Below are 25467 nucleotides of genomic sequence, written 5' to 3'. Positions count from 1 at the left end.
GGTACTACAAGTAAAAGATACATAACAATGAACAAAAAAATAGGCAATCTATTCAAAGGCGATAAAGGCATCTGGATGGTGTTTCTGTTTCTTTGTCTGATCAGTGTAGTAGAAGTATTCTCAGCCTCCAGCACACTGACTTACAAATCGCAGAATTACCTCAGTCCGCTCATCTACCACTCAGGAATGATTCTGTTCGGACTATTCGTTGTCATCGTCACCCTCAACATCCCCTGCCGCTACTTCAAAATAGTAACGCCGCTCATGCTGTTCATATCTTTTGCCACCCTACTCTGGGTACTAATAGGCGGAGAGAGCATCAACGGCGCCAACCGAGTTATCAAATTGGCGGGATTTACTTTCCAACCCTCTGAGATTGCCAAAGGAACGATGGTATTGGCCACAGCTCAGATACTGAGTGCCATGCAACGCCCTGACGGAAAAGGTGCTGATGAGAAAGCCATGAAATACGTGATGTTTATCGTATTACCGGCCGTATTCCTGATTGGCATAGAAAACCTTTCTACTGCAGCTTTACTTTCGATGGTTATCTTTTTAATGATGTTCCTTGGACGTGTGCCCATCATGCAGTTGGGCAAGCTGATGGGAGCAGGCGTGATTGTAATCGGAGTATTCCTCACGCTGGTTCTTACGTTAGGCACCATCGAACAAGTTGAAGACGAAAAAAATCCGCCCACCGAACAGGCAGCAGCACAAGGTAAAATGGACGAAATCAAGGGCGGAGGTATTTTCCACCGCTTTGCCACATGGCGCAACCGTATTCTAAATCATTCTGGTGGTGAAGATGTTCCTGCCGACAAATACGATATTGACAAGAACTTCCAGGTAGGCCATGCCAACATAGCTATTGCCTCATCAGGAATTATTGGCAAAGGACCTGGCAACTCTACCGAGCGCGACTTTCTGCCACAGGCATTCAGCGATTTCATCTATGCCATCATCATTGAGGAAATGGGCATTATCGGAGCAGTAGCAGTAGTTCTACTCTATGTCATACTACTGTTCAGAACAGCACGTATAGCCCGACGCTGCGAGAACAACTTCCCTGCATTCCTTGTGATGGGACTTGCCTTGATGCTTGTTATTCAGGCAACAATCAACATGATGGTGGCAGTCGAACTGATGCCAGTAACAGGTCAGCCATTGCCCCTCATCTCAAAAGGCGGTACATCTACCATCATCAATTGCGCATATATTGGTGTCATCCTCAGCGTCAGCCGCTCGGCTAAACGTGTTGACACAGCCACGGCTAATAATAATGAAGAATAATATGGAAGAACTAAGAGTCATCATCAGCGGAGGCGGTACCGGAGGTCATATCTTCCCAGCCGTATCAATAGCAAACGCTATTAAAGCACTACGCCCCGATGCAAAGATACTGTTTGTCGGTGCAGAAGGTCGCATGGAAATGCAGCGTGTCCCTGCTGCAGGCTATGACATAAAAGGTCTGCCCATACGCGGTCTGCTCCGCCCATTGTGGAAACCGGCCAATATCGGTGTGGCCATCGACTATTTACGCAGTAAATGGCTGGCAAGAAAGATTTTGCGCGAGTTCCGCCCTCAGGTAGCTGTAGGAGTTGGCGGTTATGCCAGCAGTGCAACTTTAGGGGCTGCTTACGACATGCACATTCCTTGTCTTGTGCAAGAGCAGAACAGTTATGCTGGACTAACCAATAAGCGTCTAGCTCATAAAGCAGAGAAATTCTGCGTGGCCTATGAAGGAATGGAACGTTTCTTCCCTGCTGAGAAAATTATGCTGACGGGAAATCCTGTACGTCAGGCACTGCTCGAATCAAAGATTACCCGAGAAGAAGCTGTAGCTACATTCGGACTTGATCCGGAGAAAAAGACAATTCTCTTGGTGGGAGGAAGCTTAGGAGCACGTACCATCAACGAGAGTGTTTTGCAACATCTGAAAGAAATCAGCGAATCCGGTTTACAGTTTATCTGGCAAACGGGAAAGTACTATAGCAACCAAATTGCTGAAGAACTGAAAGCAAAAGGGTGTCCTAAGAATCTCATCGTAACAGACTTCATCTCAGACATGGCTGCTGCTTATAAAGCTGCCGACTTAGTCATCAGTCGCGCCGGTGCCAGCAGTATCTCAGAGTTCTGTCTCATTGGTAAGCCTGTTATCCTTGTACCAAGTCCGAACGTGGCAGAGGATCATCAAACAAAGAATGCGATGGCTTTGGTGAACCGCGATGCAGCACTATATGTGAAGGACAGCGAAGCACCCGAGAAACTGATCAGCTTGGCTATCAACACCGTAAGAGATTCGTTCAAACTGGAACTGTTGAGCAAGAATGTTCTTAGAATGGCATTACCCAACTCAGCAGAAGTTATTGCAAAAGAAGTATTAAAACTTGCCCAAGCCCACTAAACTGAAAAAGACTGGGGCTACAAGAGAACATAAAAGAAGATGGAAATAAAAGATATTAAATCAGTCTATTTCATTGGTGCCGGTGGTATTGGCATGAGTGCCATCGCCCGTTATTTCATCAATTGCGGTCTGGTCGTTGCCGGCTATGACAAAACACCCAGTGAGCTGACTCGACGACTGGAGAAGGAAGGCATGCTTATTCACTATAAAGAAGATGTGAATGAAATACCTTTTGCCTGCAAACAAAAAGATTCCTGTTTGGTAATTTATACCCCTGCTATTCCTGATAATCATGCAGAACTGACCTACTTCCGCGAGAACGCTTTTGAAATTCAAAAACGAGCTCAGGTATTAGGCACGCTGACCCGCCACATGAAAGGTCTTTGCGTGGCAGGCACTCATGGAAAGACCACCACATCGACCATGTGTGCTCACATTATGCATCAGAGTCATCTGGACTGCAACGCATTCCTTGGCGGCATCTCCAAAAACTATGGCACGAACTATATCTTGAGCCAATCGGACTATGTCGTTATTGAAGCCGATGAGTTTGACCGTTCTTTCCATTGGCTCTCACCTTGGATGACAGTGATCACTTCAACAGACCCTGACCACTTAGACATCTATGGAACAAAGGAAGCCTATTTGGATAGTTTCCGTCACTACTCAGAACTCATTCTTCCTGGCGGTGCACTCATTATCCATCGCAATCTGGAGATGAAAGAGAACATACAGGATGGAGTGAAGCGTTACGACTATAGCCTCAACGAAGGCGACTTCCATGCTGAGAACATCCGCATAGAAAATGGTACCATCACCTTTGATTTCATCTCGCCCATCGAAAATATTAAGAATATTGAGCTGGGCCAGCCTATTCCCATTAACATTGAGAATGGTATTGCAGCAATGGCGATGGCACAACTGGCTGGTTGTAATGCCGATGAACTCCGCTATGGAATGAAGACTTTTGGCGGTGTTGACCGTCGATTTGACTTTAAGATCAAGTCCGACAAGTTAGTTTTCCTAAGCGATTACGCCCATCATCCAAAAGAAATCTATCAGAGTGCCAAGAGCATCCGCGAACTGTACAAGGACCGTCATATTACAGCTATTTTCCAACCTCACCTCTACACTCGCACTCGTGATTTCTATCTTGACTTTGCTGATGCGCTCAGCCAACTTGACGAAGTGATCCTGACCGATATCTATCCTGCACGCGAAGAACCTATAGAGGGAGTCAGCTCACAACTTATCTACGACAACCTGAAGCCCGGCGTAAAGAAGCAGCTCATCAACAAAGACCAAGTTCTTGACTTAGTGAAAGAACGCTCTTTTGATGTACTCATCGTATTGGGTGCAGGCGATTTAGACAATATGGTGCCACAAATGGCAAAGATTCTGAACGAGAAATAATAACATCTTTTCGGCTATGGACTGGAAGAAAATAATCATCATTGCCCTCGACACGGTCATCGGAGTCTATCTGGTGCTGGTCATGATGTCGTTCATCAAGCCTGACGAGGCAGAAGACATCTGTACCGACATCCATATCAACATCTGTAAGGAATCAGAAGAAGGGTTCCTCAGTGAGAAAGATGTACGTAAGATACTTGGTCAGGCGAAGCTTTCACTGCTGTCACAGCCCATGAAGCTCATCAACACCAGACAGATAGAGGAGATTCTTCAGGGCAACGATCTGATTGAGAATGCTGAGTGCTATAAAGCCCTCGACGGCGTGCTGTGCATCAACATCAAGCAGCGCATCCCTATTGTGCGTGTCATGGCCGAAAATGGAGACGACTACTATGTTGACAGTCACCATGAGGTGATGCCACACAGCAATTACACCTGCGATTTGCTTATTGCTACAGGTCACATCAGCAAGCACTATGCATCGAAAGTGTTGGCCCCATTAGCTGCCACTATACTGAAAGACAATTTCTGGCGGAATCAAGTTGAACAAATCAACATACTTGAAGACCATTCCGTTGAATTAGTGCCACGCGTGGGAGAACATATTGTCTATTTAGGACAGCCCACGAAAGTGGCTACTAAACTTGAGCGGTTACGCAAATTCTACCGCTACGGTCTGAATGAGGCCGGTTGGAACCGCTACTCACGCATCAGCGTAGAATTTGACAATCAAATTATTTGCAAAAAGAACAAAGTTAAAAAAGCACAGATATGGTAGAGAAAGAATTCATCGTTGCTATCGAACTCGGTTCATCCAAGGTGACCGGTATCGCTGGTCAAAAAAAGCCCGACGGCAGTATTAGCGTCCTGGCTCTGGCCTCTGAAGATTCGTCTTCATTCATTAGAAAAGGTGTTGTCTATAACATTGACAAGACAGCACAGTGCCTCACCAACATCGTTAAGAAGTTGGAGAATCTTCTCAAGACTCACATCACACAAGTATTCGTAGGTGTAGGCGGACAGTCTATTCGCGGTGTGCGCAATGTGGTCACCAAGGAAATGCCGGCCGATACCATTATCACACAGGAAATGGTGATTGAACTGATGGAGAACAACCGTAATCTGGACTACCCTGACCAGAAGATTCTTGATGTGGCCGAACAGGAATACAAGGTTGACACTCAGATGCAGCTCGACCCTGTAGGCATCCGTGCTTCACATCTGGAAGGAAACTACCTGAACATTCTGGAACGTAAGTCGTTCTTCCAAAACCTAAACAAGTGCTTTGAAACAGCTGGTATCAAAGTTGTCGAGATGTATCTGGCTCCTCTGGCACTGGCCAATGCAGTGCTCACCGAAGCTGAAAAACGCTCAGGCTGCGCATTGGTAGATATCGGTGCCGACACAACTACCGTATCAGTATTCTACAAGAATGTGCTCCGTCATCTGGCTGTCATTCCATTAGGCTCGAACAATATCACCAAAGATATTGCCTCACTCCAGATGGAAGACAGCGATGCCGAGAAGATGAAACTGAAATATGCCTCGGCCTATACTGACAATAACGAGATTGACGACACGCTCAAATACTCTATCGACCAGGAGCGCCAAGTGGAATGCCGTAAGTTCATTGATATTGTTGAGGGCCGACTGGAAGAGATTGTGCTCAACGTACGCGAACAGATTCCCAATGAGTATTACGACAAGCTCTTAGGCGGTATCATCCTTACCGGCGGTGGTGCAAACATGAAGAATATTGAGAAGGCTTTCAGCATCCATACCCGCATTGAAAAGATTCGTACTGCCAAGTTCGTAAACATGACCATCAACTCCAGCCTCGAACCCATCAAGGCTCACAATGGAATGATGAACACCGCATTGGGATTGTTGGCCAAAGGCTATATCAACTGTGCAGGTCCTGAGATCGATCCTAACAGAAGTCTGTTCGAAGATAACACTGCTACATTTGGGGATACACCTGACCGCACACCGCGTGCTGGGCATGAGGTACCTACTGGCGTTATTCGCACTGAATATGAAGAGAAACTTGCCGAGGAAGAAGCTCGTCGCAAGCGTGAAGAGGAAGAGGCCGAAGCCCGTCGCAAGCAAGAAGAGGAAGAGGCTGAGATGCGCAGACAGCAGGAGGAAGAACGCAAACGTAAGCGTGAGAACAGCTGGTGGAACAAACTGGCTCGCAAAGCAAGAAAGTTTGGCGAGGATATGGTAAGCGATGAATAAACGCTAATATTTTATTAAGAAAGCAAAGTAGAACAACAGTAAATTGATTCTTATGTCAGACATTATTTCAACTCCCGATATTCTCGACTTCGGCGTTCCCGAGGAGAAACATAGCATTATCAAGGTCATCGGTGTAGGCGGTGGTGGCGGCAATGCAGTGAACCATATGTATCGCGAAGGTATTCACGATGTAACCTTCGTAGTTTGTAACACCGACAATCAGGCACTCAACGACTCGCCTGTACCTGTCAAACTCCAGTTGGGCCATGAAGGTCTTGGTGCCGGCAACCGTCCTGCACGTGCTAAAGCAGCTGCTGAAGAGAGTATTGACGACATCAAGCGCATGCTGAGCGATGGTACCCGTATGGCTTTCATCACTGCCGGCATGGGCGGTGGTACTGGTACTGGTGCAGCTCCTGTCATTGCCCGTGTATCAAAGGAAATGGGCATTCTCACCGTGGGTATTGTCACCATTCCTTTCCGTTTCGAAGGCAATCGAAAGATTGATCAGGCCCTCGATGGCGTAGAGGAAATGTCCAAGCATGTAGATGCCTTGCTCGTCATCAACAACGAGCGTCTCCGCAGCATCTACCCCGATCTGTCGTTTATGGCTGCCTTTGGCAAGGCCGACGACACGCTTTCGGTAGCAGCCAAGTCTATTGCCGAAATCATTACTGTTCACGGTATCATCAACCTCGACTTCAATGATGTGAAGACGGTGCTCGAGAACGGTGGCGTAGCCATCATGTCAACCGGCTATGGCGAAGGCGAGGAACGTGTAAAGAAGGCTATCGACGATGCACTGAACTCACCACTGCTCAACGACAACGACATCTTCAACTCAAAGAAGATTCTGCTGAACATCTCGTTCTGCGATCAGAAAGATACGAAGGACAACTTCATGATGGACGAAATCAACTATGTGCATGAGTTCCTGGCCAAGTTTGGCGATTTCGAAATCAAATGGGGTGTGGCCAACGATCCCGAACTGGGCAAAAAGGTAAAGGTTACTATTCTGGCTACAGGCTTTGGAATGAGCAATGTTGACGGTATGCAGGAACGACTCACCAAACTGAGCCGTGAGGATGCCAACAAACTGGCTGAGGAACAGGAGAAGGCAGCTAAGCGTGAAGAGCGTCGCGGACAGTTCTATGGCGATTCAGAAACAGGAAAACGCTATAAGCGCCGTCCCAACATCTATATCTTCCGCCCTGAAGATCTGGATAACGACGATATTATCTCAGCCGTAGAGCAGACCCCTACCTACAAGCGTACCCGTGAAATTCTGGAGAGCATTGGCCAGCCCGTTACTCCTCAGGAGCCCACACGCGTAGAAACATCTACTCCAGACCTCCAAGGCCCCATCAGCTTCGTATAGGGATTAGTGAATAATTAAATAGTGAAAAGGTTCACCTAAATGGACATCCAACAACTATATCAACTCTACAAAGAGCACCCTTGCATCACCACAGACAGCCGTGACTGTCCCAAGGATAGTATTTTCCTGGCATTGAAGGGAACTTCGTTCAATGGTAACGAGTTTGCTATTCAGGCTCTCGACAAGGGATGTGCCTATGCTATTATCGACGAGAAAACGGTTCTTGACAATCTGGCTGCTTCAGGAGATCCTGCAGCACAAGAGAAATCAAAACGCCTCATCCTCGTCAACGACTGTCTGCAAACCTATAAAGACCTTGCTCGCGAGCATCGCCGCCAGTTCAATATTCCTGTCATTGCCATCACTGGCACCAATGGCAAGACCACCACAAAAGAACTGATACGTGCCGTCCTTTCCGAGAAGTACAACGTACTGGCCACAGAAGGCAACTTCAATAACGACGTAGGCGTGCCCAAAACGCTGTTCCGTCTTACTAAGGAACATGAGATAGCCATTATCGAGATGGGAGCCAGTCATCCTGGCGACATCAAGACGCTGGCTGAAACAGCCGAACCTACTTGCGGACTCATCACCAATGTAGGTCGTGCCCATCTGCAGGGATTCGGTTCGTTTGAAGGAGTTATCAAGACGAAATGTGAACTATACGACTTCCTTCGCACTCAGAAAGACGGACTTATTTTCCTCGATGCCGACAATGAATATCTGGTTGACCAGATACTGGACGATGATCCATTGTGGATCACGCCCTACTCTACCGACCCGGAAAAACAGGAAATCTGCATCAGTGGCGAGGTGGTTGCAAGCGACAGCCCGCTATTGAAGTTCCGCTGGCGTAAGCCCTTAGCCGAACTGCAAGAAAGCGGCGCATCACAGAAATGGCATAAGGTACAGACCCAACTCATCGGAGCCTATAATATTGACAACCTCTTGGCGGCTATTGCCGTAGGTATCAACTTCGATGTGGATCGCAAACAGATTGATCATGCACTGGAGAACTACCATCCCACCAATAGCCGTTCACAACTGCTGGAAACCGCTCACAACCGTCTTATCGTAGATGCCTACAATGCCAATCCATCAAGCATGGAGGCAGCACTCGACAATTTCCAACGCGTCGAGGCCGAGAAGAAAATGGCCATCCTTGGCGATATGCGCGAACTGGGCCCCACCAGCCAGGAGGAGCATCAGCACATCGTGCAACTCATCCAGCAGAGCGGCATCGACCTTGTATGGCTTGTTGGCGATGAGTTTGCCCAGACCGACTGCAACTACCGCAAGTTCCATGACGTTGAAGAGGTGAAGAAAGCCCTCCAGAACGAACTGCCCGAGGGCTACACCATCTTAGTAAAAGGCAGCAACAGCACCAAACTGCACCAGTTGCCTGAACTGCTGTAACCCCCATACAGTTTATCATACAGACTGTTCAATACAATGCGATACGTGCCAATAAGTACGTATCGCATAGTTTATTTTAATTAAACTAAACCATGCTTTCCCAGTTTGAAATCATCTTAAGAATACAAAAAACATTCTTCTGTAAGTTCTTTTCTCTCTTATATTTGCAAACATGAAACAGACCATCGCATTAATCTTTTTGCTGCTTACAGCCCTTTCTGCGCAAGCCCAACTGGAGGCAGTGGTAGCAAATATGGAGACCGGTGTCCCCATACGCGATGCTGTGATCTATACCACCGAGGGCGTCGATACCCTCACCAAGTGGGACGGCACATTCTGTCTGAAAGACACCTTCCAGCGTTTCACCGTTTCCCATCCAGCCTTCATTGGCCGCGTAGTCGATGCCGGCGACTTCCACAATGGCGACACCATCAAACTCATTCCCAAGGAAGGCTACATAGGCGAGGTGACGGTGTGGGGCAAGAAGAGGAAAATAGAATTCGACATGAAAACCAACAGTGTCGATGCCCAACTGCAACGGTCCACGCTTCAAGGTTTCAATCCTCTTGGTCTCTTACAGCTAATCGGCAAAAAAGGCGGCTCGTCCAAAAAGAGGAACAAACTGAAAGAAGTACTCGACAATTACTAAACGAACGAAGCTATGCAGCCTTTCCTGACGAGCCATAGATTCTCATCATTCCATTTTTTTCAAACAGAAAACGCTCATTCACCTTTCGGCAAATGAGCGTTTCTTGTGGTACCTCCAGGAATCGAACCGGGGACACACGGATTTTCAGTCCGATGCTCTACCAACTGAGCTAAGGCACCATCGTTTATTGCGGGTGCAAAGGTAGTACATTTTTGCGAATCCTGCAAATTTTTAACTAAAAACTTATTCTTTCTCGAAAAAATATAGTAACTTTGCATCCGCTTTCGGGCATTCGGGATGTAGCGCAGTTGGTAGCGCACTACGTTCGGGACGTAGGGGTCGGGCGTTCGAGTCGCCTCATCCCGACTAAAATCAAGGAAAACCGCCTTAAACAGGCGGTTTTTCATTTGGTCGCCACCTGAAGGTCGGACGAAACTCGGACGCAATCTTTTCACGCGGCGACAAAAACGGCATCCATCGCACTGAAAAATTTTAGAGTGATGGATAAAAAAATTTTTGGTTATAACTCAACTTCGGGCAGCAATAAAACGAAAGAATGGACTCCGCCCGTCATCCACAAAGGCAAGGAAAACTATGTGGACTTCTATGCTTTTGACCCTGCTCAGGGCAAGATGCGGAGAAAGAAGATCATGCTCGACCACATGAAGAGCCAGCGGGCGAGGAACTCGTATGCCAGGACACTTGTAGAGGAACTGACACAGAAACTCGTTCGCGGCTGGAATCCTTGGGTGGAACTGAGGGCCGGGGCGCAGTTCACGACATGGAAAGAGGTGTGTACGCTCTACCGGCAGTACGTTGTGAAACTGCACAACGACTCAGCCTTCAGGGAAGAAACGATGAGGGACTACCTCTCACGACTCAGCATACTTGAGAACTGGGATGGTATAGAGAAGTTCAACATCTACTATCCTTACCAGATAGACGAGTTCGTGATGTCGAAGTTCATGGACTATATCCTCATCGAACGCAACAATGCGCCGTTGACCTATAATAACTATCTGTCTTGGCTTCATTCTTTCTTCAAATGGATGAAGTCAAGGAGGTACGTTCATGATGATCCTACCGAGGGGCTGGAGCGCATCAAGCGCAAGCAGGGCAAGAACCGCACGACGATACCAGACAAACACATGGTAGAGGTGCGGACCTATCTAGAAAAGAAGAACAAGTATTTCTTACTTGCCTGCTATATCTTACATTATATGTTCGTGCGCCCGCATGAGATGTCGCTTCTCAGGCTGCGCGACTTCCAGATTGAGAAGAAGACGCTCATCCTCCATGGAGAGCAGACCAAGAACCACAACGATGCCGTGCTGACACTGCCAGACCATATCGTGAGGCTGATGCTCGACCTGAAGATCTTTGACTATCCCGGCCACTACTACCTCTTCAGTGACAGGTGCAAGCCTGGTGAAGAGTGGCGTGACTCAAAACAGTTCCGTGACTACTGGAACCACCATGTCCGCAAGGACTTGAAGCTTCCTGCAGAATACAAGTTTTACAGTCTGAAGGACACCGGCATCACCAATATGCTGCGCTCCAATACCGACCCCATCAGCGTCAGGGACCAGGCACGTCATTCTTCTCTGCTCATCACCAACACTTATACGCCCTTGGACATCAAGGAGGCCAATCCACTTATTCTATCCTACAAGGGTGTATTCTGATGCACACGCTGCACACAGGCGCACACCACCAGGGCAAAATGCGGTGGCATGACGGCTCAGGGTGGGCTGGTATGGTGTGCGCCTGAGTGCAAAGCGTGTGCAAATATTATCTTTTGTGTGCATTCAGAAGATTTCCTCAAAGTATCCCATGATACTTTCGTCCATGCCCTTATTGTCGAACTGCACCTCCATTTTCTTGCAGGCATAGCGTTTGTTCCTGACGAGGAAGATGGAATAAACAGAAGGGATAGTCTTCGCCCTGAACTTGAACCGGTGCTCTGCGTTGCGGTTCTGTTTGACAGCCTGTTTGTGGTAGTAGCCTATTGATCCTGCGCGATTCCTTATCAGACTGAAAGAGTAGCTGATGCCATAATACCCATCCTGAAGGACAAAGTCCGTAAAAGGGTATTGTGTCTTACTTGCGTAAAAGCCGGTCGAATGTTCCCTTCCATCCATGAAGAATACCTGCATGATATCCTCTTTCTTTTCTTCAGACTCCGTTTCTCCAGTTATGGCATCCCAAACTGTCGGCTTACTTGCTGCTTCGTATTGGTTCTCAAGACACAACACAGTCTGTTTACATTCGGTTTTCTTTTCACCGCGATATTTTGCGCCGCCCCCTCCGCCAAACTCGAACACCGGCATCTTTATCTCTGTTGTAATTGAAACGGGTGATATCTTTAGTTCAATATCGTTCTGGTTATTCTCATTCCTGACAAGGCAGCCGAACGCGTTGATACTCGCCATATTCCCTTCACTGTTCGCACAATACTGGCGTCCATTCAGATTGTCTTGCCAGACATATTTCTTCCTTTCTTCAACTGACATTGATTCAAAAGAAGACCAGACTCCAGAACTCGACGGGAACTTCAGTAACGTAAATGGCGAAAGAACCTCCTGGTCAATCATGTCTAATCTGTATTCACCTCCAAGAGCCCCTTTCTTGTATCTCAGGTTAGAGTCGTACAGCATTTCCTTAGCGTCTTCGTCGTCGAAAAGTTCAACCTCATATTCGTCTTCAATCTGGTTGGTAATATCTATGGAACCTTCATCGTAAACTGAGTCGACAATATCGACAGCATTCTCGATGTCGTCAAAGATGACCTTTACGTTGAGGAAATTCTGGAACTGCTTGATGAATTCCTCGACGGTCCAGTGCGGCAGCGCCTTGGCCATGGCATCTTCGTCAGCACTATTATTGGAGTTGTTGCGCGGCTGTGTTGTAGTCCTTGTAGCATTGGCGATGTAAATAGAGTTTACGAAATCATTGTCCCGGTCGTTTCGTCTCACCGTATATCCGAGATGGCCGAATATCCACTTTGCTACAAACATCAGATTAGGACAAATGCACTGTCTACTGATCTCTATGTAGTACTGGACAGTGTAGCCAGCCGGAAACGTGCCACCCTGAGACAGAACCATCAAGTCATCGCCGTATATCATCAGTTTGTGTTCGTTCCACAATCCTTGATAGCTACCTTCTCCTGGTTTCGACCCGTTTACATCCTTTATCGGGACATAGCAGAACTGTCCTCTCTTGCCAGGGAATGATCCGGCCTTGACGATGGGATACCCCCAGAAACTTTCGTACTGGACGAAGCCTTCGAGTGTGTTGTTCCTGTCCGTGTACTCGTAGTGCAGCCTGTCGATATACATCTTCTCAGCCTTTGTCCAGAACTTCACATGACTTCTGCCTGAGAGCATCTGCAGTTTGACTTCCTTATCATTGATGTTGGTAATCTTGGCTGTGCCCTTGAACACCATCTTTGAATCCACGAGGATGGTGGCATCGAAGGTGACAAACCTCTTAGCCACCTCGATGCGGTTGATGGAGCCGAACACCTTACGGTTCTCCTCGATGTCGAGCGGAAACGTGACATCGAGCGTGTAACTGCCGGAGTCCTCAAAAAAGGTGTTCTCGATGGTCAGTTTCAGTTTGCTGTCCTCTTTGAGTATGGCTCTTTGTTTATTCAGGAAAACTTCTGTCATGGCTATTTCTTGCTAATAAGTCGTTCATATTTCTTCAGGTTGTGGTATGTCCCGTCGGGGCCGTCTATCACGGAATATGCCGGAATGCCTTCCTCAATCCTGCGGATAAGCATCTCTGTGGCCTCCCGATGAGCGTCCAAAGCGTCGCGCAGTTCCTCGCTGTCGTTCTGCACGTTCACGATGGGAGCCGCCACATTGACGGCAGCAGGGCCACCCATCACGTTGGTCACGTCTTCTGCCCGGAGAGAGCCGACACGGTTGTTGCGCTGCGCCTGATCGAGCAGCGTGAACACTGGCATGAGTTGTCGGTTGTTCACTGCCTGGTGGTTGGCTACGAACTCCCCTTCATGTACCACGCCGGCCTCTTTCCTATATTGTGATCCGCCGGTGAAGCCACCCTCGTAATATCCGAGGGCCTCTGCCTCATGCTGCTTCTTGATGGTGGCTATCTGCAACGCACCGGCAGCGAGCGCAATAGCCGCCGAGATAGGAGCCAGTACCAGGTTGGCAGGATAAGGAGCACCTGCCATCGTGCTGCTGTAGGCACTGATGGCACCGAGTGCACTCTGGGCAATAGCCTGAGCCAACTCAATCTTCATGGCTTTCTCGTTGGCAGCGGTCTTTGCCTTGGCTATTTCCTTGTCACGCTCTTTCTCCAGCTTGGCACGTTTCTTTGAGTTGTTCCCTGCAGCAGCAATCTGCTCCTCGTAGTTCTTGTTGATCCTGGCCACCTCTGCATCGCTGCAGGCCTGAGCATAGGACGATGCGGCAGACATCAGAGAATTGATGGTGCTATAGGCTGCCTGTGAGCCTGCCACGATGGTCTGCATCGTCTGGGCGTCCAACTGCCGCTTGGCCTCCTGGTACTCGCGGTTATTCTCGTAGTCCTCACCATAGAGCAGCTTCAGTTGCTCGTTAATGAGTTTCTGCTGGTTCACGGCCTGCTTCACACTGAAGATGCCGGTGGCAGCATCACTGGGTGCTGCCGTCTGTTCGACTCCTGCTTTCTTTGCTGCCGTGTCGAGGGCAGCAGCGGCCTTCTCCTGAATACTATTGTCGGCAGTCTGGCTGGCCGACAGTTCTGCATACCTTCGCTTGATGTGCTCAACGATAGCGTCATATTCGGCCTGTGTCATGCGTCCTGTCCTGACAAGAGCGCCATAGAAGGTCTCCACGCCTTTCAGTTCTATGTCCTGCAGGCGGTTGAAGTCCATCAGTCCGGCTTCCTGCCGGTACTGGGAAAGCCGCTGCATCCAGCTCTGCTCGAGTTCAAACTGGTGCTGGCGGTTCTTCTGCTGAATCTGCTGCTCAATCTCCAGCCATTCCTTAGAGCCTTTCTGGTACAGGTTCTGCTTCTGTTTCAGATAGGCAATATCACTTCTAAGAAGTGCCTCGTTCAGCGCCTCTTCGTCTCTGATACCCTGCTGAGCATACTGCATCCTGATGTTGTGGTCTCTCAGATATTTATCCTGGAGTAGCCGGTCATCTTTCTGTTTGATGCGCCACTGGTTGTATTCCGACTCGTCGCGTTCCTGCTGCAGGAGAGCTTTCTTGTATTCTTTGGAATCCTCGCCATAGATACGTTTCAGCTGGTCGTAGTAGTTCTGTGTGAGGTTGTGTTTCTTCTCCATGTAGTCGGTGTAGGTTGTGGTGCCTTGGCGGTAAGCCAGCATCTCAAAAGCGAGCTGCTCTTGCAGCGAAGCCTTGGCCGCGTCTGCTTGGTCTTTGAGGTATTTTTTCTTTTCTGCATCCTTTTTTTTCCGTTCCGCTTCTTCCTTTTTCAGTTCAGCTTCAGTTTTGTATCCTCCTGCGGAATTTCCTTCTTCACTTTCACCTCCAGATTTTGTTCTCTTCATCTTGCTTAGTTCGGCAGAAGTGGTTGTTATCTCATCATTAAGCTCTGTTATATCGCCCTCTGTCTGCTGAAGTTGTTTGTGGACGTCATCCAACTGTCCTTTGACACTGTTCACTCTTGCTTGGGCATTTTTTGTCGCCAAGTCCATGCCCTTGGAAAGGTTCCTCATACCTGAAGTGCCTAACCTGTTTGCCTGCGTCGAAGCAGAGAACTGAGCTGCGGCAAGGCTAAGGTTTGCATCACCAAGTTCTTGGTTGAGATTCTTTTCCTGTCGTTTCAAACTACGTTTTTTTCTATAAGCCTCTTCCAGTTCCTCCTGGGCAGCTTTCATCTTGATACTTTTCTCTAATTGAGAAAGGTAGTCTGTCAGTGCTTCTGTATTGTCATTGATGAGTCCTTTTTCTTTATCAAGGTCAGCCAGATAGTCAGGTACAATCTCCTTCAAAGCGTCGAGGGCTTCTTTCCTCTTGTCGTATGATAGGCTGTTGTTGTGTACCTGATTGTTCAGCATTTCTATTTTGCTTCTCTCTGTATCGTATTCTTCCGTAGCTTTCTTGTGGGCTTTTACGAGCGCTGTCACTTCTTTTGTGTTCTGCGCTGTGCGCGACGCGGCTTCCACCAGGAGTGCGACGAATGCCGTAATAGCCGTGATTCCAATTCCCCATGGGTTGGCTTTGATAGCCGTACCTATGGATTTTATGGACTGTGCTACCCGGCTGTTCCAAAGAACCTCCTTTTTTGCAAGCCCTATACCATAAAGCCGCTTGGCATTGAGTATGGCGATTTCTGCCGAAAGGGCGACAATCAGAATTTTATGCCTCGACACGAAATTCATCAGTGCATTCAGTCCTTTAATAAGCAGTGAGGTGCTGCTGATGGTGTATTTCACTATCGGGAGCAACTTTTCTCCCAGCTCTATTGACAAGTCCAAGAATCGCTTCTTAGCCTTGTCAATGCCAGCCTGCACGGTATTGTTCTGAATGCCGAACTCTTTGATGACACTCGTGCCCTCAGCATATGCGTCATTGGCAATGCGTTGTCTGTCGCGCACATCATCTATTTTATCGGCGAGTGTAGACAGCACACCGACAGCGCGAGCTCCGTCGAGTCCCATGTCGTCAAGCATTTTCATCATTGTCTGTGAATCCTGCCTACGCAAGTTTTCTGCCAGCGTCAAGACGGCCTGGTTAGCGTCGTTCTTAATGAGATCTGAAAATTCTTTAATGTCTTTTCCCGCTATTTTCGCGAACTTAGCCGTGTCAGTCTGCATCTTGGTAAGCATGTTACCGAAGGCAGTGCTGGCCATCTCATCGCGAAGAAGGTTCTCGTCCATCACGGCACCGAATCCCATGATCTGCGCCTGCGTAAGCCCCAGCTGCTTGCCGAATCCAGCCACCCGAGCCGTGAAATCGACCAGATAACCAGCCTGAGCACTGCTGTTCTGTGCCAGCTCGTTGATGGCAGAACCAGTGGCCAGCATGGCACCGCGCAATCCCATACGCTCGTCCTCGCCGAAAGCCATGGCCAGTTTGCCTATCTGGTCGACGGCGCCGTCACCGAGATCGTCACCAAGCGCCACGTCAATCTTGTCCGCCGCATCGACGAATTCCTCAACAGCCTCCGTCGATGTGATACCCAGACGACCCGCAGCGCCTGCCAGTTGGTTCAGCTGTTCACGGCTTGTACGCGTGTCCATTTTCTTGAAGTCCTCGTTCATGCGCTCCACTTCCCCCATGGACTGCCCCGTGTATTTGCGCACGTTTGCCATCTCCTGCTCCATTTCCGCGTAGTCAGAGGTCACCTTTCGGATGGTCATCGAGAGGCCTGTTGCCGCCCCGATGATTTGTGTCAGCGCTCCCCAGTTCTTGTTGAGGAAGTTTGTGGCTTTTTCCCATAGCGAGAGTTTCCTCGGCATGTCCGTGACAGCCTGCTCATATTCCTTCATCTCGCGTTTGACGGCCTTGACGCGTTCGGCCAGTGCAGCCCACTCTTCAGAATTCTTTTCAATAGTCCCGTCCCGCATCAGTTTGTTAAGGGCACGCACTTCCTGCTGCATGTCTTTGTATGTCTTCCCTGAAAGGCTTTGCATGGCAGCGTTGAGTCCCATGACGTGTTTCTCTTCCTGCCGGTACAGTTTGTTCTTCAGGTCAATCTCCTTCTGAAGCTGTTGTGCTCTTTTCTTGCCTTCGGTAGTGTTCTCGGCCAGGGCCTTTCTCTGCTCTTTCTTCAAGTCATCCACGTCCTTCTTTAGCTCGTTCAGCCGACTCTTTGCCTGTTGCGAGTTGATTTCAATGGTCGCAGTAAACTTCTCTTCACGTGATGCCATAATTAAAGCGGTATATTTGTTTTTTATGCAAATATACCGCCTTGGTATTTTTCACGAAAATACACTCAGTTACCGCTCATCGTTCCTATAGCGACCACGATGAACCAAATAATGAGTATCCAAATCAGTATTATAAACATGCCAATACTCCTTTCTTTTTAAAAACTCCCCCGATGCTCCCGCACAGGGGGGATTGAAATGATCTTAATATTATTGAAAACATTGCCGGTACCACCTAACGGAAGGATGCGGCACTTAGTTCCTTAGTGATATTACCCATACATTCAGCCAGACGGCTGTAGGTCTTTTCTCCGGCATTCTTGATGCCTCTAGTATACTGTCGCATCAAAGAAGGATTGATGCCTGCACGTTTTGCTATCTCTGTCACGTTCAGGAAAGAGAAATATTCGAAGAACGATTGAAGGTCGTACTGGTAACAAAACTCCACTTCGTAAGGTTTCCCGCCATTTTCAACGAAGTCTGCCTTTGCATCTTCCAAGCATAGCATCAAGTCGTCTTTTGCATCCTTTACGGTACTACCTGCTCCATTCAGACCTCCACCGTACACGTCTTGCTCAGTATGACACCAGAAGGTGCCGTCTTCAGCCTGCGCGATTGTTACAATTACCTTTTTCATATCATCGACATTTTTTTTAGATTCTCGATAAAAAGAGACCTCTCTCATGTGAAACGGCACCTTGGTCTTTTTAAAGTGGCCGGGGTTATTCCCCGACCAACTTTTTCAAGATTTTCTGCGCAAGTCCCTTATGAACTTCTGCAGCGTGCCTCGGCACCCATTCGAATTCGCCTGTCTTGCGGTTCCTCCATTTGTCGTGCCGACCTCCGTGTTTTTCCAAGAAACAGTCGTTGTCTCTCAGGATGTTTAATAACTCGGATGTTTTCATAATGTTTAAGATCTCTTTGTCCTTATTGGACGATGCAAAAGTAACAAAAAAGTTATAAACGGCCAAATTTTTAAGTAACTTTTTTGTTATATAGTTGCATTTTTAACATTTAAAGGGGCTGAAACCTTAGTTTCAACCCCTCTTGCACAGGACTATGAGTATTCTGGTTACAACAAAAGAAACTGTGGCGATCAATATCCAAATCAGTATGCTGCCAAACCGCATCTTTGTCTGCTGCCAGGCATTGGGAGGTTTCTGCACCTCCTTGATTACGGTGATGGTATCGTGCTGGATGAACGAGTCAATGCGCACTCGTTCGCGCCAGCGGTCACGATAGACGATGTTGAACTTCTCCACCATCACGGTGTCGCCTTTGAGCGAAACCATGATGCTGTCATGCACATAGACAGAGTCGCGCATCGTGAGTGTGTCACGCTGATGGGCGACCACCTCTCTCACTTTCGGCACCTCTATATAGCGTGTAGTGGTGCAGGAAGACAGCATTAGGAAGATTATCATCCATGCCACCCAGAAAGTGATGATTTGCCATTGTTTCATAAGCTCTCAATGTATTTGATGATACCTTCAATATGCAGCCGCTCTATGACGTGACGGCCTTCATCGCTCAGCAGGAAGTCCACGTCGTCCAGATTGTCCTGGAAGAGATTCTCTGTCAGGACAGCCGGGCACTGCGTGTTGTTCAGCACGTAGAGGTTCTGTGGCCAGAACTTCTGCTGTGCCATGGGCTGTCGCATCCTGAGGCCGTGCGCCTTGGCAGCGTCAAAGAGGCAGTTGGCAAGCCGCTTGCTCTGTATGGAAGCATTCGTCGAGACGCGCACGCTCCACCCGTTGGGGTCGTGCCATTTCCCGTCATCGCCCGAAGCATCGACATGAATGCTGACATAGACAACGTTCTTCGCTCCCTCCTGTCTGCACACCTCATTGACGAAGTTCACGCGCAGCGCCAGCTCGCGCTGCCGCTCCACCTTCGGACTCTGCGACTGCATGTTGCGTGGCAGGTCTAGTGGTTCGAAGTCAATCATGACGTGGTAGCCCATCGCCTGCAGCTTTACCGCTATCTCCTTTACGATCTCTCGGCCATAGATGCACTCGTGCAGCCTGCCGTCGGGCGACTGTTTGACGGCCTCACGCAGACGGTGTGGTGTGCCTAAGATGGTGACCACGCTATTCTTGTCCATCTCTCCCCCTCCTTTCCTCGTCTTTTATCCTGGAGAGTTCATTGCGGATTTCCGTCTTGAAATCCCCCATTTTGTTGACGATGTAGATGCCGAACCCGAAGATGCCCAGCGCAGCCGAAAGAGCCTCGCCGATGTAGGTCAGCGGTCCGGCACCGATGTCCCTGGTGAGCAGGAACGAGAGGAAGGCCAGCGTGACGGCACTCGCTATCAGTACGATGGCCGACACATAGTGAATCCAGTCCTTTGTATTCTGTTTCATAATGCGTAACTTTGAAGTTTTCAGCAAAGGTACGCACAGGAGCGCAGGTGTGAAAATACAGAAGCCCCGGCCGATTCGTCGACCGAGGCTTATATTTTAGGCAGGTTTGAATCTGCTTAGTTACGTGCTGCTATCCACATCTTGGCAGTCTGCACGGCATACTGGCACCAGGCGTTGTACTGTTCGTACTCCTGCGGTGCCTCTTCGTAATCGCCATTGAGGGCATGGCGCTGGATAGCCAGTTCCTGACTCTCCGTATAGCGCGTGCGGATGATGGCGTTGGCAATCTCGCCGTAGTCATCCTGACGGCAGCACTCCATGACGGTGCCGCCGTCGGTCTCGCTGCCGGTATAGGCGTAGGCTTTGGGCCACGGCTCCGGCTCCTCGTCATCCTCACTGCCAGTGTTGTCACTGGGGATGTAGTTCTCCAGTTCCTCTTCATTGAGGTAACCGATGATGTGCGTTTCATCGTATCTCTGATACGTGCGACGCTCCTGATAGACTGTTCTGTTCATATTATGTGAATTTTACGAATGTCTGACCGTTCTTCGCCTTGTACTGCTGAACGACAGTAGGACATGGAAGGTCTTCAATCGTAAAATCATTGATGGCCTGGTCGATGAGAATCTTCGACCCTGTAAAGCTGTAGAACTCGGCATCCTCCGTTGTAGGATTGCCTTCATCGTCTTTCTTCTTCTCGAAGGTGTATATCTCCTCACCACCTACCTCAGAAGTCCTGAGTATGCGCTTGAAGCGTATCGCCAGGGCTTTGTTCGGTTTGCTTTTCTCTACCATCTGCTGTCCACCCTCCGAGTTCTCCACCTGTACTAAAACGGTGTCTTTGTCGATTTTGGAGTCCATTACCTTGTAGTCAATTAGCAAAATTTTAATTTTACCCCCCCCCCATTTTCACTTATGTTAACAATGGAAGAGAATTTGACTTTCTGGTTGCCGGTCATGCCTGGGAACGGTGGTCTGACACGGCGGTTCTTGATGATCTTACCAAGGGATTTTTCCATACCTAATGTCTTAAATAAATGAATACTGTTTGCGTGTTTCACATATCCGAAGCGAGAAGCCAGTTTCACCCTTATCTGCTCTTCGTCAAAGCCCTTCTTCCTCAGTCGGCACACCCTTTTTGCCAATTCTTTCTTGTTGCGCTTGCTGGTAGACACCTTCTCGTGGAAGAAAACGTTTCCACATATGCGGATGCCCTCCCATCCTTGCCTCACGTTATAGTCTCTGTTGACTGTCACGTGCCAGTCGCGAGACAGGTGCATGATGGCCAGTTCGAGTATGATGTGCAAAGCTGTTTTATCGGCATGTATGAAAAGGATATTATCGACGAACCGGAAGTAATGTCTCACCCCGTCTTCAACATAATTCTGGAATTTTCGTGATAGGTAGCCTGGCCCTAGACAGAGTTCTTTGTAATCAGCTTCCGTTGCCGTACAAATTCTGTCTGTAACATATCTTTGGGTCCAGTACGCCAGCTTGTCGGGATCTTTCCCAATGTCAAAAAAACGCATGGCCAGACGGTCGAAACGCGCCAGATAAATCTGTCCGAAGAGCTGTGCTATTTTGATGCCAAGCGGGATTCCCTGGATATAGCTGTCAACCACCTTATAACAAAAAGTAAGCAGTTTGCCAGGTTTTATCAACCTTGCAAGTTCTTCTTTCAGGATGGCGTGGTCCATCAAGGGAAAATAGTGGTGCGCATCGATGGGAACAAAGTACCTCATTTCTTCCTGCGTATGAGCGTACAAATCATTACGAAGGAATCTAAACAGGCCGTGTGTCCCCAATCCAGGCTTTACTGCTGGAGCTCTCCACGTCGAGTAGTCATAGATGGCTTTCTCGTATGGCAGTATTGTCGCACTCTCGAGCACGTGGTCTTCGATGGGAGCCTTAGCCAGTTGCCTTTGTTTCCTCTCAAAGATGATCTTCTTCTTGTAGCCTTTCGGCTGCCAGGATTCATCGGCAATCTGTTTCACAATCTCTTCGAGGTTGTGCTGCAGGTCGGCATCGAAGGCCTGAACGTAGTCACGGGAATGCTTCTGGTCGGAGTAATTGTCGTAGGCCTTGTAAGCATTGGCCAATGACTCATTCTCCCCATTGTCGCGTATTCTACGCATAGGACGGGTTCTTTGCGGTTACAAAATAAGGTGTCTTGGCGGGATCTTGGCGGTGTCTTGTGTGTTTCTGGTGGGAGTCTGCAAATACCTCCCGACAGGTATGTCGCTCGCCCATGGGGCTACGAGGCTCGCTATCATCTCAGCTATGTTCGACCATTGGGTCCGGCTCACTCCCTTATACAGGATATTCGGCTTTGTTGAGGAACGCGGCCCAGTTCGCATTGGCATCCGAGGGGGCATTGTTACCATTGAGGTACAACGAGCCCGCATTGTCAGCATTGTTAGCATTGCCCAGCAATTTGGCACCACGCAAACCGCGCTTGAGAGTTCTACCGGCTTTCGCTTTGGAAAGCGAGTGCAAAGGTACTACATTTATTTTGTTTCAGCAAGTCAAAGAGCGAATTTAATCATTAATTTAATAATTATTGCCTGTTTTTTTTAATCGACCGGCTTCGCGGTATCGACCGCCCTATCGGGCGGGGGCGCTATCGCGCTGGTGTTCTTTGCGCTCCGCGCTTGCTGCGCCCCCTTTGCCTGCTCAGTTTTCCACGCACCACACTGGTTGCGTCGTGAACGCCTCTGCGTATTCGCAGAGGAACGCGGCCCAGTCCGCAGTGGCACCCGAGGGGGCATGGCTACCACCGAGGTACAACGAGCCCGCATTGCCAGCACTGCTAGCATCGCCCAGCAATACGGCACCACGCAAACCGCTTGTGGCGGCTGGATTGTAATAGCCGTCGCAGTAGAATGTGCTGGAGCTGCCGCCCAGCTCTTCCTTCGGGAAGAATGCCAGGTTCTTCAGCGTGTATTCCTTCGCGTGCAGCCATCCGGCAGATGAAGCGACCGGCCCTTTGCCAATCTGTGTCAGACCTGCGACGCTTGAAAGGTTCATCTGTGAGCCGTCAATGTTGTCGCTTACATAGAGCGTCTGCGATTTGTCCGGATTGCACTGAAGCAACATGTTCTCGCTCATTGCTGTGAGATACTTGTAATCATTCTTCAGTCCGTAGAATGAAGGAATGTTGCCAATGGTCTTCTGTGTTCCATTGTCGTTGATTGTTGTGCTGAGGATGCCAGTGAAGTCGCCCTGGTCAATGCCAACGTTCAATTTGACGTAGGGGTAATACTTCCACGCGCTTTCCCAAGCAGTAGGCATATCGATGCCTGATCCTGTACCACCCTGTCGCAGTCCGTTAGCATCCAGCGTGTCATTGAACGCAGCCTGAATGTTGCGGTTGCCGAAGATGATGCGCTTTAGGGCAGCGGTTATATACTGCATGACGCGCTCGTTGGCAAACCACAGCGTGCCGTTCTTACGCGCTGCCGTGCGGAAGGCAGTGATGGCCATGTTCGTGGCCGGCATGCACAACTGCGAGTTGAAGGCAGCATCGAGCGAAGCGTCGTTGTTGCCGCCGCGGAACTGCGCCGTCTCGTTGACTACGCTCATCAGTTTGGAGTTGGTGCGGTCCATGGCAGCATAGCCGGCACAGGAACGGCTACCGATAGGAATGTAGTAGTTCCAGAAGCCCGGACGCGGGCCACCGAGCGACACCGTCTCGTAGAAATAGTGGTCGTCGTCATAGACCTGGTAGTAGAACGGCACGTTCCAGCCCCATTGGTAGTGTCCGGCACCACCCGTGAGGTCGGCAGCACCACCGCTCTCGAGCAGGTTGTGGTTCGTTGGTGACAGTTTCGTGCGCTGGTGGGCATCTGTAACGAGGTAGCCACCCAGTCCCAGTTGCTTGGCCAGAGTCTGTCCCAGGTCGAAGTCACCGACGGGTGAGCCGACGGGCGACGAGTTACCCTTAGCCCACTTGCGGCCGAACCATGGGAGGTTGCCGCTGATTTGCGACACGGCAATCAGGCCGGTCTTCCCAGCCTTTGTGTCATAGCCCACGACATAGGTGTTCGCACCTACGTTCAGGCCTTCAAGATCTTTCATTTTTGTCTTTTCCATAATTGCAATATATTGGAGTTAAACATCAAATCAGCAGTCGCCCATCCGGAAGCAGTTGGTACTGGTCTGCGGTACTCGACACCGAGGCCCTGATACCCAGCAATCCCCGCTGTCCTACCACCACCCATCTGACTTCGCTGTTCGGACCGTAGGCCTTAATGGCCTGAATCGTCAGCACGGCAAGGCTCTCTGTGGAATGGAATACGGTTACCGACATACCGTTCTCCTGCACGGATGTCGTGCCTGTGTAGTAAGCCGTATATATGCCACTGCTACAGGTAAGAATACCACCAGCCCTGAAAAGGATAGTCAATGTCAGACCCTCGTATTCCGTTGGATCCGGCAGATATACTGCCGTATTCCCAGGAATGACATAGGCATTGCCGGGACTGCTCTCAAGGTCGATCATCTGTACTCCGTTCTCCGTCTTCAGTAACCCTATGATGGTATAGATAGCACGCACCTTCAGTACACCCCTCACCACAGCCTCGTTCATGTAGCCCTTGCCGTTGAGCAGGTTTACGGCCCAGTTTGGACAGAAGTGTCCTGCTACCATCCCTTCCGGGTCTGATGCATCGAACAGCCGGTAGTTGTTAGATACTCCACCGTTGAGCGTACCATATTGCGACATCATCCAGTCGCCGTTCATGATGGCAGCCCCCAGTTTGGCGAAGGCTGCAAAGAGCGCTTCCATAAACACCACCTGAAAGCGGTCTGCCTTTTTCCATTCTGTGCTGCCTGCCGTCGGTTCCACTCCGTCAACAATAGTATTGGGTGTTGCGATGTACCAGTATTCGCCGTTGTGTTCCACTACTGGAATCACATCGTCTGTTCTCTCGTAGGCCACAGTGCTGTCCCAGGACCCCTGCGGCATCCACCACGGCCCTGTCTTACCAGTGCCACCAGGTGTGCCGTGTTTCACCACCTTCAGAGCAGGGTAAGTCTTTAGTACTGTCGGTGTGGTGCTGCCCCAAGTTGCCGAGCAGACCAGACGAAGTTCCAGCTTGCTCACCGTCAACCTTACAGCGGCAGCAGCAACCGTTCCAATCGATGCCATATACCATTGGCCATCATCCCTGCGGTACTGAATCCAGTGGTACAGCCCATCCGTCTGTGTGCTGCCAAGAGGCAGTAAAGCCCTTTGCTTGCCGACACTTCTGTAAACTTCAGTCGTGATGGCGCCCGTCTGGACGTTGCCGTTGTAGTCAGCGATCAGTATGTTCTCGCTGGGAACGATTTCGTAGGACACCCCGTCGTCACCTGGAATAGAATCGCCATCTGCACCTTTTCTCTTGTCTTGGACAGGAATGGATTTGATCACACTATACCGCTTTTCTTGATATGTCGATGTCATCCTCACCTTTATCTCGCCCACATACGAATAAGCAGGTGTTGCGGCTTGGACAATCACGGCAATAGTGCCCTTGTAGAAAAAGGCATTGACACCTGACGGTGCAGAAACAATAATAGTTTCGCCCTTGCCAATATCCACTCCGTTGAGCATCATCGTTGCATCAACATTCCATGTTTGGTCAACAGTACAGACCCCGTGTTCATCAGCTTCCACCCAGATGACAGGCGGTGAGAATACTGCCGACGCTTCCGAAAGGCCGTCTTCTGGAGCGGGCAGCAGGTTCTTTATCTTTGAAAGGAACATTT

At 49.3% G+C, this 25467-nt stretch carries 22 protein-coding genes and 2 tRNA genes; 10 read left to right on the top strand and 14 right to left on the bottom strand.

Going from position 1 to position 25467, the window contains the following annotated elements; all coding sequences use genetic code 11:
- The first annotated feature begins 27 nt into the window (after positions 1-27).
- From L6475_RS02160 to L6475_RS02125, 8 genes are all read left to right on the top strand, one after another.
- Positions 28-1290 (top strand): FtsW/RodA/SpoVE family cell cycle protein, encoded by a 1263-nt coding sequence (locus tag L6475_RS02160; RefSeq protein ID WP_237822075.1) that lies wholly within the window; start codon positions 28-30, stop codon positions 1288-1290.
- 1 nt (position 1291) lies between these two features.
- Positions 1292-2404 carry an undecaprenyldiphospho-muramoylpentapeptide beta-N-acetylglucosaminyltransferase gene (gene murG, locus L6475_RS02155; protein ID WP_237822073.1) on the top strand — a complete coding sequence of 371 codons (1113 nt, stop codon included), beginning with the start codon at positions 1292-1294 and terminating at the stop codon, positions 2402-2404.
- 39 nt (positions 2405-2443) lie between these two features.
- Positions 2444-3817, top strand: a complete 1374-nt coding sequence (gene murC / locus L6475_RS02150; RefSeq protein WP_237822071.1) for a UDP-N-acetylmuramate--L-alanine ligase — start codon at positions 2444-2446, stop codon at positions 3815-3817.
- Positions 3818-3833: 16 nt separating this feature from the next.
- On the top strand, positions 3834-4595 hold the full coding sequence (locus L6475_RS02145) for a cell division protein FtsQ/DivIB (RefSeq protein ID WP_237822069.1): 762 nt from the start codon (positions 3834-3836) through the stop codon (positions 4593-4595).
- On the top strand, positions 4589-6055 hold the full coding sequence (gene ftsA / locus L6475_RS02140; RefSeq protein ID WP_237822068.1) for a cell division protein FtsA: 1467 nt from the start codon (positions 4589-4591) through the stop codon (positions 6053-6055). Before L6475_RS02145 ends, ftsA begins: the two co-directional genes overlap by 7 nt.
- 52 nt (positions 6056-6107) lie before the next feature.
- On the top strand, positions 6108-7433 hold the full coding sequence (gene ftsZ, locus L6475_RS02135; protein ID WP_237822066.1) for a cell division protein FtsZ: 1326 nt from the start codon (positions 6108-6110) through the stop codon (positions 7431-7433).
- Positions 7434-7472: 39 nt separating this feature from the next.
- Positions 7473-8849 carry a UDP-N-acetylmuramoyl-tripeptide--D-alanyl-D-alanine ligase gene (gene murF, locus L6475_RS02130; RefSeq protein WP_237822064.1) on the top strand — a complete coding sequence of 459 codons (1377 nt, stop codon included), beginning with the start codon at positions 7473-7475 and terminating at the stop codon, positions 8847-8849.
- 172 nt (positions 8850-9021) lie between these two features.
- On the top strand, positions 9022-9498 hold the full coding sequence (locus L6475_RS02125; protein ID WP_237822062.1) for a hypothetical protein: 477 nt from the start codon (positions 9022-9024) through the stop codon (positions 9496-9498).
- A 106-nt stretch (positions 9499-9604) separates the two neighbouring features.
- Here L6475_RS02125 and L6475_RS02120 read toward each other — a convergent pair.
- A tRNA-Phe gene (locus L6475_RS02120) sits at positions 9605-9677 on the bottom strand.
- 114 nt (positions 9678-9791) lie between these two features.
- On the opposite strand from L6475_RS02120, the gene L6475_RS02115 reads away from it, so the two are divergent.
- Together L6475_RS02115 and L6475_RS02110 are read left to right on the top strand one after the other, a co-directional pair.
- A tRNA-Pro gene (locus tag L6475_RS02115) sits at positions 9792-9864 on the top strand.
- A 134-nt stretch (positions 9865-9998) separates the two neighbouring features.
- Positions 9999-11183: a site-specific integrase gene (locus L6475_RS02110; protein WP_237822061.1), complete on the top strand. Its 1185-nt coding sequence runs from the start codon at positions 9999-10001 to the stop codon at positions 11181-11183.
- Positions 11184-11306: 123 nt separating this feature from the next.
- On the opposite strand, the gene L6475_RS02105 is transcribed toward L6475_RS02110, so the two are convergent.
- The 13 genes from L6475_RS02105 to L6475_RS02050 form a co-directional block, all read right to left on the bottom strand.
- Complete coding sequence (locus L6475_RS02105; RefSeq protein WP_237822059.1) at positions 11307-13172, bottom strand: hypothetical protein; 1866 nt, start codon at positions 13170-13172, stop codon at positions 11307-11309.
- 2 nt (positions 13173-13174) lie between these two features.
- Entirely contained in the window at positions 13175-17353 is a 4179-nt protein-coding gene (locus L6475_RS02100; protein ID WP_237822057.1) for a phage tail tape measure protein, read from the bottom strand.
- Between the two features lie 235 nt (positions 17354-17588).
- Positions 17589-17990 carry a pilus assembly protein HicB gene (locus L6475_RS02095; RefSeq protein WP_237822055.1) on the bottom strand — a complete coding sequence of 134 codons (402 nt, stop codon included), beginning with the start codon at positions 17988-17990 and terminating at the stop codon, positions 17589-17591.
- An 85-nt stretch (positions 17991-18075) separates the two neighbouring features.
- Positions 18076-18258, bottom strand: coding sequence for a type II toxin-antitoxin system HicA family toxin (locus L6475_RS14535; RefSeq protein WP_370641627.1), 183 nt, complete (start codon positions 18256-18258; stop codon positions 18076-18078).
- A gap of 132 nt (positions 18259-18390) precedes the next feature.
- Positions 18391-18816 (bottom strand): hypothetical protein, encoded by a 426-nt coding sequence (locus L6475_RS02090; protein ID WP_237822052.1) that lies wholly within the window; start codon positions 18814-18816, stop codon positions 18391-18393.
- The gene (locus L6475_RS02085; RefSeq protein ID WP_237822050.1) at positions 18813-19457 is read right to left on the bottom strand and encodes an N-acetylmuramoyl-L-alanine amidase; all 645 of its coding nucleotides are present in this window, start codon (positions 19455-19457) and stop codon (positions 18813-18815) included. Before L6475_RS02085 ends, L6475_RS02090 begins: the two co-directional genes overlap by 4 nt.
- The gene (locus L6475_RS02080; protein WP_237822048.1) at positions 19444-19743 is read right to left on the bottom strand and encodes a hypothetical protein; all 300 of its coding nucleotides are present in this window, start codon (positions 19741-19743) and stop codon (positions 19444-19446) included. Before L6475_RS02080 ends, L6475_RS02085 begins: the two co-directional genes overlap by 14 nt.
- 89 nt (positions 19744-19832) lie before the next feature.
- Positions 19833-20231, bottom strand: coding sequence for a hypothetical protein (locus L6475_RS02075; protein WP_237822045.1), 399 nt, complete (start codon positions 20229-20231; stop codon positions 19833-19835).
- A gap of 1 nt (position 20232) precedes the next feature.
- Complete coding sequence (locus L6475_RS02070; RefSeq protein WP_237822044.1) at positions 20233-20577, bottom strand: hypothetical protein; 345 nt, start codon at positions 20575-20577, stop codon at positions 20233-20235.
- A gap of 14 nt (positions 20578-20591) precedes the next feature.
- Entirely contained in the window at positions 20592-21851 is a 1260-nt protein-coding gene (locus L6475_RS02065) for a hypothetical protein (RefSeq protein WP_237822042.1), read from the bottom strand.
- A gap of 175 nt (positions 21852-22026) precedes the next feature.
- A complete protein-coding gene (locus tag L6475_RS02060; RefSeq protein ID WP_237822040.1) occupies positions 22027-22212 on the bottom strand; it encodes a hypothetical protein in 186 nt (61 codons plus the stop codon).
- Positions 22213-22389: 177 nt separating this feature from the next.
- Complete coding sequence (locus tag L6475_RS02055; RefSeq protein WP_237822038.1) at positions 22390-23808, bottom strand: hypothetical protein; 1419 nt, start codon at positions 23806-23808, stop codon at positions 22390-22392.
- A 25-nt stretch (positions 23809-23833) separates the two neighbouring features.
- Entirely contained in the window at positions 23834-25465 is a 1632-nt protein-coding gene (locus tag L6475_RS02050) for a hypothetical protein (protein ID WP_237822037.1), read from the bottom strand.
- Positions 25466-25467 lie beyond the last annotated feature (2 nt).

Source organism: Prevotella sp. E9-3, from assembly GCF_022024015.1.
Lineage (GTDB): Bacteria > Bacteroidota > Bacteroidia > Bacteroidales > Bacteroidaceae > Prevotella.
This window is presented reverse-complemented; position numbering and strand designations above follow the sequence as displayed.